Below are 14801 nucleotides of genomic sequence, written 5' to 3' on the forward strand. Positions count from 1 at the left end.
GATGGAACATGAACCGAATAAATGAAAAACGCGCACAAACAGATTTTGCGCGCTCCCGAAACTACATCATGATGCGACGGCGAATGAAAATAATGCTAACACCGGATGCTACAATCATACCCAGAGTTGCCGGCTCCGGGATAACGCTGAATGAATCAAGCTCAATCAGCCCCACTTTGTCACCTCTTCCAAACGTCATTGATGCGAAGACTTCCGAGTCAGCATAAAGCTCGGCATCGGTGAGAGTGTAACTGAAGCCAGCTCCGGTATCACCAGCGACAGATGCTGAAACATTAAACTCATCAGCCGTTGCAGACTTGGTAATGCTGAGATTAAACGCCGTCGACGCTAAGCCCCAGGATACGCCGGTTCCGTAACCGCCCGTTTTGCCCGTCGCGGTAATGTCATTCAATAAAAACGTTCCATTTCCAAGGCAAAAAACATCAACACCCACTGTCGGACCGGCCGTCTCGCCATCTGCAGATAAACCGAGAACAAACCCTTCAGTCCAGTCATTACCTGCAGTGATTCCTCCGAGTTCAATGGTAAAGTCCAGAGTCTCACCCGCGCCAAACGAAGTACCCTGCGCATGTGAGATACTATACTCAGCACTTCTAATTTGGTCAAAGTGAACCACACCATCACCAGTGAGGTCATATGTTTTAATTCTCCAATCCCCATCCCAGTCAGCACCGGAACCCACACTACCTCCCTCGGTCCACAATGCATCCTCAGAACCCTTAAAGTCTGTTGAGTAGTTTAGCCCTGCATGCGAACTGACAACAGTCAGCATCACCAATAACCTAACAATTATTTTTTTCACTTTTATTCCTTTATAGTCATCCACCCGTTTACTGGAGCGGGGACATTCTTGTCCCCGATTCGGGGGCTGGAAAGCCCCCGCTCCCAGAACAACCTTGGCCTACTCAGTCTCGATGGCAAAGAATTCTGCCGGATTGGAGAAGATTTCGCTGGATTGATACATCGTTTCCACACCGCCGCTGGGAACCCCGTTGGTTTCAACCGCCCAGAAGGAAACTTCGCTCTCAAGATCGCCATTATGGCGCAAAGCATAGCTGGCTCCGACCTGCGAATCCCATACCAGCGTTACTGTGCCATCGGAATTATAAACGAAACTGGTGATAACAGCCGGTTCTGCCGGCCCGTCAACGCCGATTGTTCCGGAAACCCCGAAATTATCGACCAGAAAGGCTACGTTTCCTTCATAGTTAGTCCAGGCCACCGTAAACGTTACCGACTCGCCGGGAGCCAGTTTGGTGGTGGTGAGAACAGAACTCAGGTCAATATCAAACTGGTTCCAGCTCCCGTCTGCGCCGAGGGAATTACTTACCACCCCGCTCGAAGCAATATCGCCCGAAGCCGACAGGATAAAGTCCTTCTCAGCTTTCCAGTGATCCCGAAATGAGTTCCAATGGAGGTTTTCAAGATACAGATTGGTCACAGCAAAGTTATTTTCAATTGTCAGGGTAAAATCTCCCAGATCGCCAAAGGCCTGATTAAGCGCATCGTTGGTCGTTGAGGAGAACGGTTCAACAAACAAAGAACCCCACAAGCCCGATGTATCACCCGTATAGTCGCGGTTCTTATTCCGCCCGGTCATGGAAACCGCAACGGAACCGGCCACGGAAGCGTCCTGGATCACCGGATCTTCATTATGGTCGAACCCGCCAATCAGGATACTGGTCGGCGGCTGTCCGGCAACGACGGTCCCGGAAATGCCCAGATTGTCGACATACATGAAGTGTGCGCCGGTGTTTCCGGTGTAGCTCAACTCAAAGGTTGCGGATTCGCCGGGCGCGAGAAGCGTATCGGTAAGCCCCGATGAAAGGACTACTTCATCGCCTTCCCACACACCACTGGCGCTTTCAATATAGAACGTTCCAACCACGGTACCGTTGGTATCGTCGAGGTTGCCGCTTACATAGGTCACCGTCCCCGTCCGGCAGGCCTTCCAGTTGTCGCGAAGATTTTGAACATGGATCTGGCCTAATGACAGGTCAAGGTTGGTCAGTGCCAGAAAATAATTATTCTGGATGGTCACCTGCAGGATGGGATTGATCGTCTTCCTGATCGAAATATTCGTGCTCGTGTTGGCGGCGGGCAGCAGGTTCGTGGTTCCCCACAGACCGTTGGTTGCCCCATTGCCAGTATCTGCCGCTTGACCGGACATGGTTGAACCAACAAATCCCGCAACCGAAACATGCTGCGTAGAAACACCAGAACCATCATCGAATCCTCCGAACAACACGGTTTGCCCATATGATGCGACCGACACCAGCATAGCCGATACTAAAACAATTGACTTAATCTTCATTATTTTCCTCCGGTTATTTTACCAATTACCTCGGGGTTTTCCCCAGAACGGAACCGCCCTGCATGCATACCCTTTGACTTGAGTGTCGATTAATACCCCATTCTTAAAAAAAACGGTAATCACCACGCCGTCATTTCTGATCATTTTTCACATAACACTAAATACAAACAGGTTACGTGATGGCACATCCTTTAAAACAGGTAGTTCTTTCATGCGAATGAAAGGGGGAAATATTTTGCCGCAAAAATATTTTGCCGATTCCAGCCCTGTTTGAATTCCGGTTCTGCCGGATTGGGCTATGGGCACATGGGGATAATCATGTCGTGCGGATCATTCCGAGCCGGAAGTACCGTTTTTCCTGCATTCTGTCGGAGACCTATCGAACTGCTTCTTAAATGCGCGGCTGAAATTGGTCGGTTCATGGAATCCGACCTGAAAAGCAATATCTGCTACCGGATCCGATCCCTGTTCCAGCAACTGTTTCGCGCGCTTCAGCCGCAAAATCCGTATAAAAGCCTGCGGTGACTGATCCACCAACGCTTTCAGTTTCACCAGCAGCGTACTTCGGTCCATGTGCATGGCCTTGGAAAAACTCTGAACGGAGAACTCAGGATCTTCCATGTGCTCCTCCACCACCCCGATTGCACGTTGCAAAAATTTTTCGTCCGCTGAAGTCACGGTAATCGCGCTGGGTTCCACCGAGATTCCCCGGCTGAAACGCTCCCTCAGCAAGCGGCGTGATTCGAGAAGGTTGTGAATCCGTGCCTTGAGAAGCGGCGAGGAAAACGGCTTGGTTACATAGTCATCCGCCCCTGTTTCCAACCCTTCAAGCTGATGTTCCTGCGACCCTCTGGCCGTAAGCATGATCACCGGAATATGACTGGTAATTTCATCCTGCTTAATGCGCCTGCAGAACTCGACACCATCCATTTTCGGCATCATTACATCGGTGACGATCAGATCCGGCATGATTTCCATGACCTTTTTCAGGCCATCTTCCCCATCAACGCCCTCATAGACCTCGTAGTTTTCGGCCAGTTCCAACCGAATAAAAAGCCGCACTTCTTCATTATCCTCAACAATCAATATACGTGGGCCAGAGGGATGCATGCGGTCAGAAACAGAATCTTCAGCATTGGATAAAGCGGTTTCTTCAGGAGGCAGAATCTCCTCAGGTTCCACATCCTCTGCTTCAGCGAACTCAACCGGTAACCGAACTGTAAATCGCGTTCCATGCCCTTCATTAATTGGGCTTTCTACAGCAATCTCACCACCCCACACATCAACCAGCTCTTTTACCAAAGCCAAACCGATCCCGGATCCGACCGCCTGAATCGGCTGCAGCCCGTCGGCTCGGTAAAACTGCTCAAAGACATGGGGTAGATCCGCCTCGGTAATGCCGACACCGGTATCCTCAACGATGAACTGCAGACTGGCCCGTATCCCATCTATTTCATCAACTTTAAATAGAAGATGAACAGAACCGCTCTCCGGCGTGTACTTCAGGGCATTGGAAATCAGGTTATCCAGTATTTTTTGAAATTTACCGGCATCCACCAAAGCGTGCACCGGTTCATCCGGAATGCTGAGACGATAGTGAATGGATTTATCCGTCGCCATGGAATGATATATCTGGAAACTATTGCGAACAAAGCGCACCAAATCCGCACTGCTAAGCGAAAGGTCACGATTCTGTTCCTGCAGCGTCCTGAACTCGAGTAGCTGATCCACCAGTTTCTGCAACTTCTTTACATTCCGGTGCATAAGGGAGGCATATTCCAGTTGAAGTGGTTCCGAAAGCATCTTCATCAGCTTTTCCAATGGCCCCAGGATAACCGTTAGAGGCGTACGCAGTTCATGAGAGATGTGGGTAAAAAACCGCACCTTCATCTGCTCCAGCTCCATCTGCCGATGCTCTTCTTCTACGCGCCGCCGCAACCGATAGCGCTGAATCAGGGAAAAGCCGAAGCCCGACAGAGCCAATACAAGAATAAAAATAACAGTAGACCACGCCATTTTTCGCCAAGTTCTATTCCAGCGTTCACCCAGTCGGTCTTCCGCCGTCAGGCAATCATGCAGTTCCTGTTCTAACCGGCTGCGCTCCGTCAACTGATCCAGCCAGTCCTGCATCAACATGACCGGCTGTCCATTGGCTTTTTGATCGATCAACAGATGCGTCTGTTTTTGCGCCGATTCAGGAAATCCATGCAACTCTATTTTCTGGATGGGATAAACAAATTCATTTCTCTGCACCAGAATTTCTCCCAGTGCAAAAACAGGTTTCCCATCTACTACGGGCAGATCGCAGACATACAACCGAAACCAACGGCCATGTTTGTGTATCGGAATACGAACAATATTATGACCCGGATTCCCCTCATTCCACTGATCCGGATTCGCATAAACGCCTCTTCTTTCTCCGTCCGCATTGGATATTTGCCGCTCCACCCTTACTTTACCGGGAAATCCGTAGCCGGGGATCAGGACTCCATCCGACGGCACCGCCGGGTAAAGAATGATTTCATTGACGGGCGAACTTTCGGTGATTTCGATTTCAATATAACTCTCAGCTGAAGGCTGTTGATCCAGAACGATAGAATAATCGGTCGCTACATTTTCAGCTTCGGCCTGATAGCCAAGCGGAAGTCCCAAGCTGGTTTTACGGTCGATTAAATATGCTGCCCCCCAATAAGGCAGCGACTCAAGTTCCGAACTGACCTCAACCGATTCCGCCTGTGGCGTGAAGTGTTTTCGAACGCCCAGAATTTCATCCAGAGCAAACACTTCTTTTTCGCCCACCCGGTCGCCTCGATACACCTCGATAATAATCTTTGAACTTATCCGACCTATGCCATCGAGGATAAGAGGTGTCCGGCCGGGATCCGGGCAATCTTTTTCCATCCACTCGTGTGTCAATTTTGTACTGCCGTCTGGAAACTCCCTCAAGACCCGGAATCGTTTGGGGAATCCGTAGCTGCGGATCGGAGTTACGCTACGGTCAATCGCCGGAACAAGAATGATCGGATTGACCTTCATATACGGCTCTTCAAATTGGATTTTAACCGTCCAGCGCGGTTCTTCCGGCAGTTCGTCCAATGCAGGGAGGTACCCGCCATGATAACCGTAAGCATCCAACTGCAATGGCTCATTCAACTGAGGCAGCGTATCCAACTGGAAATCAATCTGTTCTATTCTCTCCTGAATCCGCTTTTTTGCCTCGGGAATGGAATGGAATGGAACGGTTGAAAAATCTGCCGCACTGAAGCCCGATGCATCAAACTGGTTCGTCTCTGCATAAGCATTTGGTCCCATAGAAACGACCAAATAAACCGCGAGGAATAGGATGGGAATGACGCTCTTCATAACAAGCTGGATTGTCTACACAACATACAATCATTGAAACATAATTTTCGAATTTGATAACGTCCGATTACGAAAAAACATGAGCTAGATCCTCCGCGAACATTGCGGCTAATTCAGCGATCAAAAATCCAGAGTTTAGGACTTGATTCCAATCACCGTTGCTTTGGTGGAGAGCCGAGAACCTTCGCTAAGCACCCGTGGGTTATTGTGGTATTAACTCGGCTTTCACAGTTCGATCTGTTAGAAACTGAAAACAACAATTTGAAACAATCGACTATGTCTATACCCAACAAAAACAGCATAAAAGGTAATGGTGCCGAAGATGGGACTCGAACCCACACAGATTTCTCCGCGGGATTTTGAATCCCGTGCTTTTACAGTTTTCCTAACATTGGAAACCTAGTCATACAACTTGCACTGAACACACTAATAAGTGGTGTGCTAATGGTGAGCTTATATTAACGAGTGACAGTTCTTTCAGAAAAAAACAGGTTGCAACAGTTCATCACACCTCACCTCTCCTAATCCCACATAAACAGCGTATAGCTGTCTAAATCATTGGACTTTCACAACCGTGGTCTCGGCGAAGTGGATGTTGTAGAACAGGTTTTCGATCTCCTGCTCAATGTTCATGTTGTGCACCAGAAAATCCTCTGAGCTTTTGAGTGAAACCGGCGAAAAATTAATGACGCCCTTCACGCAGGTTTTCTTGAGCGTGTCAACCATGCCCTGCGCGGCCGGCTCCGGAACCGTGAGTGTTGCGACTCTGATTTGGTTCTCTTCGATAAACTCGCGGATTTTTTTTATGTGCAGAATCGGGATGGGCGCTTCGGAGTTGAGCACCTCGGGATCGGAGTCGAAGCCGGCGACGACGCGGATTCCAACCCGCGGGAAACCGTTGTGGTTCATGAGCGCCTGCCCCAGCTTGCCGCATCCGACAATAATGATCTTCTGCTTCTTGTCTTTTCCCAGCAGCACGTTGAGCTTGGAAACCAAGTCGTCGATGCGATAGCCGCCTCGCTTGTTGCCGGTGAGGTTGAACATCGAGAAATCCTTGCGCACCAACGAGGGAGACACGCCGACGGCGTCGGCCAGATTGTCTGAAAACACCTTGATCAGCCCCAGCGCCTTCATCTTGCGCATCACATTGCGGTATCTTGAAAGCCTTCTAATCACTTCTTGGTTCGAGTTCATACCACATACCCCGATTTATTGTTACAGCCATAACATAACTTCGATTTTTATGGCTTAATATTGTTATTAATATTACCTACATCACGTATAAACAACGCGAAACGTGGTTTTTTTTGTTTACCGGTCCTTACGTTCCTATATGTTGACCCAGATTTTTTAGGGAAGAGCAGGTTATCAATTATTGGTTATTAGTTTTCAGCTTAGGTTGGATTCGCTAAGCATGATGAGTTTAAAACCAATAACCATTAACCGATAACAGCTAACTTCGGCCAAGGGCCGATACTGAGGAAAACATATGACTGCAGTTGCTGAGAACGAAAAAATTCTGACACCGGAAATTGATGCTTTCATCGCAAAGTGGATCGATAAACCGGGCAACCTGATCATGGTCCTGCACCGTGTACAGGAAGAGTTTGGCTACATTCCGCGCCAAGCCGCTTTCGAAGTTGCCGCCGCGCTGGACATTCCGGTGGCCAAGATCTACGGCGTAATCACCTTCTACCACTTCTTTAAGCTGACCAAGCCGGGCAAAAACCGGATTGCGGTCTGCATGGGCACCGCCTGCTACCTTAAGGGTGGGCAGAATTTGATCGACGAATGTGAGCGCAAGCTGGGCGTCGGCCTCAACACCGTAACGGAAGACGGCGAATTTTCCGTTGAAGCGGTCCGCTGCATCGGTTGCTGCGGCCTGGCTCCGGTGGTTACAGTTAACGGTGAAGTGTTCGGCGGCGTCAGCAACAAGCAGATGGTTAAAATCATCGAACAGTTTGAAGATAAATAAGGATTGGAGAGTGAAACGTGAAATTTGAAACGTGAAACCTGAAAAGGAAGTCACGGCTCACTCATCACGAATCACGCACAACATGCACGCCACGATTTGCGATTTAATAACCGACCTGGTTCAAAACTCAATCGAGGCCAATGCGAAGGAAATCACCCTTAACGTCGAGGAGACGAAAACAAATCTTAAAGTTGTGATTGCGGACAACGGAAAAGGAATGAGTGCTGAAACGCTCGAAAAGGCCAAAGACCCGTTTTGGTCGGACGGCCTGAAGCACAAGCACCGGAAAGTGGGCCTCGGCCTCCCCTTCCTTTTTCAAACCTCGGAAATGACCGGGGGGAACGCGCAGATCGAATCAGAGGAAAGCGTCGGAACGACGGTTGCCTTTAATCTCGATCAGACCAATGTGGATCTTCCAATGTTTGGAAACTTCACCACGGCCATGATCACACTGCTGACATATGGGTTTGATGGAAACCTGAAAATTGAACGGAGCGTGGACAGCAAAAGCTACACTGTGAGTAAACAGGAACTTCAGGAAGCCCTCGGCGACCTAAACGACCTTGAGAGCCTCACACTGCTGAAGCAGTTCATCGAAACGAACGAAGAAGAAATAAACGGATAGGACAGATTCGACCGATCCGTCCGATTTTTAAAACGAAAGGTGGGCAAAATGGCTAAAATGACACTCGAAGAACTGCGCAACCTGCGCGAATCAAAAAAGAAAGAAATGACCCAGCGCGACGACGAAGGCAAATCCGCGCAGATCATCATCGGAATGGGCACCTGCGGCATCGCGGCCGGCGCCAAGGACGCATTCGATGCGTTCCTCGACGAACTCAACAGCCACAATGTAACCGACACCAAGATCACCCAGACCGGTTGCATGGGCCTCTGCTTCTCGGAGCCGACGGTTGAAGTCGACGTTCCCGGAATGCCTCGCGTGATCTACGGAAACGTGGACGACAAAGTTGCCCGCCGCATCGTGAAGGAACACATCATCGGCAAGGCGCTCGTGAGCGACCACATTTTCGACAAACCCGCAGCAGACATCATTAAATAGGCAGGCACAACCATGGCATACAAAAACTACATTCTCGTTTGTGCTGGAACCGCTTGTGAATCCAGCAACGGCATCGCGCTCTACGAAGAGCTCGAAAAAGAACTCAAAGCACAGGGCGTCGACGCCGAAGCCCAGCTCGTTAAAACCGGTTGTTTCGGTTTCTGCGAACAGGGTCCGATCGTCAAAATCCTGCCCGACGAATCCTTCTACGTGAAAGTCGGCCCGGAGCACGCCAAGGAAATCGTATCCGAGCACATCATCAAAGGCCGCAAGGTTGAAGCGCTTCTTTATGACAAGGGACAGAAAAAAAGCCTGCAGGCCGCCGAAATCGGATTCTACCAGAAGCAGCAGCGCATCGTGCTGCGCAACTGCGGCGTGATCAATCCCGAGTACATCGACGAATATATTGCCCGCGAAGGCTACGCTGCCCTCGAAAAGGTTCTATTCGACATGACCCCCGACCAGGTTGTTGAAGAACTCTTAGCGGCGGGCCTGCGCGGCCGCGGCGGTGCGGGCTTCCCGACCGGCCTGAAATGGAAATTCACCAAGAACGTCGATTCCGACCAGAAATACATCGTCTGCAACGCCGACGAAGGCGACCCGGGCGCCTACATGGACCGTTCGACCTGCGAAGGCGACCCCCATTCGGTTCTCGAAGCCATGACCATCGCCGGTCACACCGTTGGCGCCAACCAGGGCTACATCTACATCCGTGCAGAATACCCGCTGGCGATCAAACGCCTGAACAACGCCATCGACCAGGCCCGCGAATACGGACTGCTCGGCGACAACATTCTCGGCACCGACTTCTGCTTCGACATTGAGCTGCGCCTCGGCGCCGGCGCATTCGTCTGCGGCGAAGAAACCGCCTTGCTCGCCTCGATTGAAGGCAAGCGCGGCATGCCGATTCCGCGTCCTCCCTTCCCCGCCGTCAAAGGCCTGTGGGGCAAGCCGACCGTAATCAACAACGTTGAGACCTGGGCCAACATCCCGATGATCCTTCTTAAGGGATCGGCCTGGTTCAGCAGCATCGGCACCGAAACCACCAAGGGCACCAAGGTCTTCGCCCTGACCGGAAAAATCAACAACTCCGGCCTGATCGAAGTTCCGATGGGAACCACCCTTCGCGAAATCATCTACGATATCGGCGGTGGCATCAGCGGCGACAAGAAATTCAAGGCGGCACAGACCGGCGGACCTTCCGGAGGCGTGATCACCGAAGAATTCCTCGACACCCCGATCGACTACGAAAGCCTCCAGTCCATCGGTTCAATGATGGGATCCGGCGGCATGATCGTGATGGACGAAGACGACTGCATCGTTGACGTAACCAAATTCTATCTTGAGTTCACGGTGGATGAATCCTGCGGGAAATGCGCCCCCTGCCGTATTGGCGGACGCACCTGCTACAACATTCTCGACAAGATCACCAAGGGCCAGGGCTCGCTGGAAGACATCGACACGCTGAAAACCCTCGCACAGGCTATGCGTAAAGCATCGCTCTGCGGATTGGGCCAGACGTCGCCGAACCCGATCATGTCGACGCTGCACTACTTCGAAGATGAATACTTGGCACACATCAACGACAAGACCTGCCCGGCAGGCAAGTGTAAAGACCTGCTGACCTACACGATTATTGAAGATAAATGCATCGGTTGCACCGCATGCGCCCGGGTCTGCCCTGTCAACTGCATCAGCGGAGCCGTTAAAGAAGCTCACGTCATTGATCAGGATCAGTGCATCAAATGCGGCCAGTGCTTCGATAAATGTAAATTTGACGCAATCCTCAAGGGATAAGGAGTAAACATATGTCTATGATTGAATGTGAAATCAATGGAATTCCCGTAGCGGTTCCGGCAGGAACCACCATTTTGAATGCAGCCAAACAAGTAGGGGTTAAAATCCCGACCCTCTGCTATCACGACGACCTTGATGCGTGGGCCGCCTGCGGCATCTGCGTGGTAAAGGTTGAAGGCTCCCCGAAAATGCTCCGCGCCTGTGCAACGCCCGTTGGCCCAGGCATGAAAGTCATCACCCACGATCCGGAAGTGGTGGAAGTCCGCCGTACGGTTCTGGAATTGATTCTTTCCACCCACCCGAACGACTGCCTGAAATGCGGACGTTCCGGCAACTGCGAACTGCAAACGCTGGCCGCCGACTTCGGCATCCGCGAGATCCCGTTCGAAGAGCGCGTGAAGCGCATCGAGCCCGACACCTCGACTCCGTCGATCGTGCTCAACCCGGAAAAATGCATTAAGTGCGGACGTTGCGTACTCGTCTGTCAACAAATGCAGGGCGTATACGCGCTCGAATTCATCGGTCGCGGCGATGGCACCCGCCTTGCTCCGGCAGCGGACGTAACCCTTGCGGAGAGCCCCTGCATCAAGTGCGGCCAGTGCTCCGCACACTGCCCAGTTGGTGCAATCTACGAGAAGGACGACACCAAGGCCGTCTGGAACGAAATCAAGGAAAACAAGAAACACGTGATGGTACAGATCGCTCCGGCGGTTCGTGTTGCCCTCGGCGAGGCCTTCGGCATGGAGCCGGGCGCCATCGTTACCGGCAAAATCTACACGGCTCTGCGGCGGCTCGGCTTCGACGCCGTGTTCGACACCAACTGGGCGGCCGACCTCACGATCCTCGAAGAAGGCTCCGAGTTCGTCAAACGCTTCACCACAGGCGGAACATTGCCTCTGATTACCAGTTGCTGCCCATCATGGACCGACTACATGGAAAAATTTGCCCCCGACTTCACGGAAAACTTTTCCTCCGCCAAGTCGCCGCAATGCATGCTCGGCACAATGGCGAAAACCTACTATGCCGAAAAATCAGGCATTGACGCAGCAGATATGATCATGGTTTCGGTTATGCCCTGCACGTCCAAGAAATATGAGATTACCCGTTCCGACGAAATGTTTGCCTCGGGCCACCAGGACATCGACTATTCCATCACCACCCGCGAATTGGCACGCATGATCAAGCAAGCCGGCATCGACTTCGTGAATCTGCCGGATTCCGATTGCGATAGTCTTCTGGGAGAATACACCGGTGCAGGAACCATCTTCGGCGTAACCGGCGGTGTAATGGAAGCGGCGTTGCGTTCGGCCTACTACCTCATCACCAAAGAAGATCTCGAACAGGTTGAGTTCCAGGCCGTCCGCGGCATGGAAGGCGTTAAATCCGCCGAGATCGACATCAAGGGCACCAAGGTGCGTATTGCGGTCGCTCACCAGATGGGCAATTGCCAAGCGGTGATCGACCAGGTTCGCGAAGCGCGCGACAAGGGCGAAGAACTGCCGTACCACTTCATTGAAGTGATGGCCTGCCGCGGCGGGTGCATCGGCGGCGGCGGACAGCCCCACGGCGCTACCGACGAAATCCGTGCACAGCGCACAAAGGGCATCTACACGGACGACGAAAAGAGTGTTCTACGTTGTTCGCACCACAACCCGGAAATCATCCGCGTGTACGAAGATTACCTCGGCGAACCTCTGGGCCACAAGGCGCACGAACTGTTGCACACCACCTACAAGAAGCGCCCGATCTACCAGAAATAAGGGCTGAAGCCTCTAATAGTTGAGAAGACCGCTCCTTACCCCGGAGCGGTTTTTTTCATGGGGCAATCTTCACGCTATAGCGTCTTGCTTTCTTCAAACAGGCAATTAGACTGCAATAAATCAAAAACTATTGGGTTATATTCCTCCTATGAAATACAGAAAAACCTTATTGCTGACTTTATCTATTTTCGCATTCACCTCCCCAACCCTCATTCTCGCTCAGAATGACAGCCCTACGCCTCCTTTGGGACGCCCTGCGGCTCCATCTGTCGCGGGTGCTGACCAGGTGGAGGAACTCCCTAAAAAAGCTGCGAAACCTGAAAAGCTTCAAGATTTTGCATTCGAAGGGGCCGACCTCGATACGGTCATGACCATGTACTGCGAATGGACGGATAAAATCTACCTCAAAACGGATGCGGTCAAGGCCACCGTCACGCTCAAGGCCAACAAACTGACCACGTCGGAGAGCATCAAGGTTGTTGAAGCCATTCTCGCCATGAACAATATTGCCTTGGTTCCGATGGGCGACAAATACATCAAGGTTGTTGCCGCCACCCAAGGCGACCTGGGCGGCCAAGGTCTGCAAATCACTATGGGTCAAGATAATGAGCTGCTGAGCTCCGATAAATTTGTAACCCAGATCGTTCAGCTTCAGCATGTTGAAATCCCGGAAGTTCAGGCGGCCATCCAGCACGTCATGCATGCCTATGGAAAAATCCTGGCGCTGCAGCGCAGCAACAGCCTGATGATCACTGATACCGAAGCCAACATTAAGCGCGCTCGCGAACTGATCGACTTTATCGACCAAGCCAGCGCACGGATCGAGCCGCGCATATACGAAATTGAGTTTGCCGAAGCTACGGCGATTGCCGCCAAGCTCAACGAAATCATTCAAATGGCGCAGGCCGATCAAAAGACGACAGGCGCTACCGTCACAGCCCCCGCAGGAAATCCCTACGCCCGCACACCGCCCGGTGTCATCCGCGCCCGCACCTCCCAGACCAAGACCGAAGCCCCAACAAAGGCCACAATTTCGCAGACCGAAGGCAGTGCGACCGTGCTTATACAAGGCACCGTCAAAGTAATGGCCGACGAACGGACCAATCTGATCATGATCTTCTCGCAAGAAGAAAACTTTTCCTTCTTCGACAACATCATCGATGTGCTCGACGTTGAGGTCGAGCCGGCCACCACCTTTGAGGTGGTTAACCTAGAATATGCCGACGCCCAAGATCTGGCATCAACCTTGAACGACCTTATTGGTGCGGCCTCCAGCTCGCGCTCGGGCACCTCCAGCTCGAGAAGCACCAGCAGTGGCTCCGGCAGTTCAAGAAGCAGCAGCCCGTCGTCCCGTTCGACATCGTCCAGCTCCAGAAGCAGCAGCAGCCGGGTCACCCCGAATGCCGCACCTATCAATAAAGCAGCGTCCTTTGAAAATCTAAACCGGCTATCCGAAGACACTAAAATCCTGGCCGATGAACGCTCTAACGCCATCCTGCTCATGGGGCGCAAAAGCGACATCGAAGCCATCAAGACCGTAATTGCCGGTTTGGACATCATGCTGGAGCAGGTGATGATTGAAGCGGCGATCTTTGAGGTTACTCTGGGCGATGAACTCCGCCACGGCATCGACTGGCTCTACCGCAACGATTCTGGCGAAAAAGTAGGCGCGTGGGACGGAAGCAATCTCATCGGCTCCACCAACGGCTTAGGAACGGTGGCGGCCGGTGCGCTGACCTACTACCAAAACCTCACGGGCATCAATACCGAGATCGCTATTAATCTGGCCGCCAGCGACAGCAACGTACGTCTGCTTTCAACGCCGGTCATCATGACCACCGACAATACCGAGGCCCGCCTTGCCGTTGGCCAACAGCGCCCGATTGTTACTTCAACCTCCTCGTACGCCAACAGTTCGGGCACACAAAGCTCAAACTATGAATACAAAGACATCGGCATCAACCTTACCGTCACGCCCCGCATCAATCCCCAGCGCGTCGTTGTAATGGAAATATTGCAGCAAGCCGATCAGGTGGGCGGAACCGTTTCGATTGACGGAAATGATGTTCCCATCATTCTCAACCGGGAATTCGAAGCCCAGATTTCCGTACCCGACCGCAACACCATTGCGCTCGGCGGGCTGATCAGTTCCGAGGTTCGTGATGCCGTAACTAAGATTCCGCTCCTTGGGGATATTCCCTTCATTGGGCGCTACCTGTTTAGCAGCACCACCAAAGAAAACCAACAGACCGAACTGATTGTGCTCATGACCCCCTATGTGCTGGCCAATCTGGAGGAATCAAAGGTGCAAAGCGAACGGCTCTACGACTCCATCGATATGCGAGAAACAGACTGGCCCGGGAAGGAATGGTCTGGATCTGCCTTCAAAAACCGTAGAAAAGACGATGACGAAGAGAAAGAGAACATGGAAATGTCGCAGAAAGAACGAAATGAAGATGACAAGGGACAACATTTCGAGGAAGAACTGGAAACCTTTGGCCTATAGGT

The 14801-nt window shown here is 51.8% G+C and carries 10 protein-coding genes; 6 read left to right on the forward strand and 4 right to left on the reverse strand.

Annotated features, from left to right (window positions below):
• Positions 1-61: 61 nt before the first annotated feature.
• From SCARR_RS04525 to SCARR_RS04545, 4 genes are all read right to left on the reverse strand, one after another.
• Positions 62-823 (reverse strand): PEP-CTERM sorting domain-containing protein, encoded by a 762-nt coding sequence (locus SCARR_RS04525; RefSeq protein ID WP_136060325.1) that lies wholly within the window; start codon positions 821-823, stop codon positions 62-64.
• 99 nt (positions 824-922) lie between these two features.
• Complete coding sequence (locus SCARR_RS04530; RefSeq protein ID WP_136060326.1) at positions 923-2335, reverse strand: hypothetical protein; 1413 nt, start codon at positions 2333-2335, stop codon at positions 923-925.
• A 330-nt stretch (positions 2336-2665) separates the two neighbouring features.
• The gene (locus SCARR_RS04535; protein ID WP_136060327.1) at positions 2666-5698 is read right to left on the reverse strand and encodes a hybrid sensor histidine kinase/response regulator transcription factor; all 3033 of its coding nucleotides are present in this window, start codon (positions 5696-5698) and stop codon (positions 2666-2668) included.
• 555 nt (positions 5699-6253) lie between these two features.
• The gene (locus SCARR_RS04545; protein ID WP_136060328.1) at positions 6254-6892 is read right to left on the reverse strand and encodes a redox-sensing transcriptional repressor Rex; all 639 of its coding nucleotides are present in this window, start codon (positions 6890-6892) and stop codon (positions 6254-6256) included.
• 295 nt (positions 6893-7187) lie between these two features.
• Between SCARR_RS04545 and SCARR_RS04550 the strand changes: the two genes are divergently transcribed.
• The 6 genes from SCARR_RS04550 to gspD all read left to right on the forward strand — a co-directional run bounded on the left by SCARR_RS04550 (position 7188) and on the right by gspD (position 14799).
• Entirely contained in the window at positions 7188-7673 is a 486-nt protein-coding gene (locus SCARR_RS04550; RefSeq protein WP_136060329.1) for an NADH-quinone oxidoreductase subunit NuoE family protein, read from the forward strand.
• 31 nt (positions 7674-7704) lie between these two features.
• On the forward strand, positions 7705-8298 hold the full coding sequence (locus tag SCARR_RS04555; protein ID WP_136060330.1) for an ATP-binding protein: 594 nt from the start codon (positions 7705-7707) through the stop codon (positions 8296-8298).
• A 48-nt stretch (positions 8299-8346) separates the two neighbouring features.
• Entirely contained in the window at positions 8347-8736 is a 390-nt protein-coding gene (locus tag SCARR_RS04560; protein WP_136060331.1) for a (2Fe-2S) ferredoxin domain-containing protein, read from the forward strand.
• 12 nt (positions 8737-8748) lie between these two features.
• Positions 8749-10533 (forward strand): NADH-quinone oxidoreductase subunit NuoF, encoded by a 1785-nt coding sequence (locus SCARR_RS04565; RefSeq protein WP_136060332.1) that lies wholly within the window; start codon positions 8749-8751, stop codon positions 10531-10533.
• A gap of 11 nt (positions 10534-10544) precedes the next feature.
• Positions 10545-12293, forward strand: coding sequence for an NADH-dependent [FeFe] hydrogenase, group A6 (locus tag SCARR_RS04570; protein WP_222846172.1), 1749 nt, complete (start codon positions 10545-10547; stop codon positions 12291-12293).
• Positions 12294-12441: 148 nt separating this feature from the next.
• The gene (gene gspD, locus SCARR_RS04575) at positions 12442-14799 is read left to right on the forward strand and encodes a type II secretion system secretin GspD (RefSeq protein ID WP_136060333.1); all 2358 of its coding nucleotides are present in this window, start codon (positions 12442-12444) and stop codon (positions 14797-14799) included.
• Positions 14800-14801 lie beyond the last annotated feature (2 nt).

The organism is Pontiella sulfatireligans (assembly GCF_900890705.1).
Lineage (GTDB): Bacteria > Verrucomicrobiota > Kiritimatiellia > Kiritimatiellales > Pontiellaceae > Pontiella > Pontiella sulfatireligans.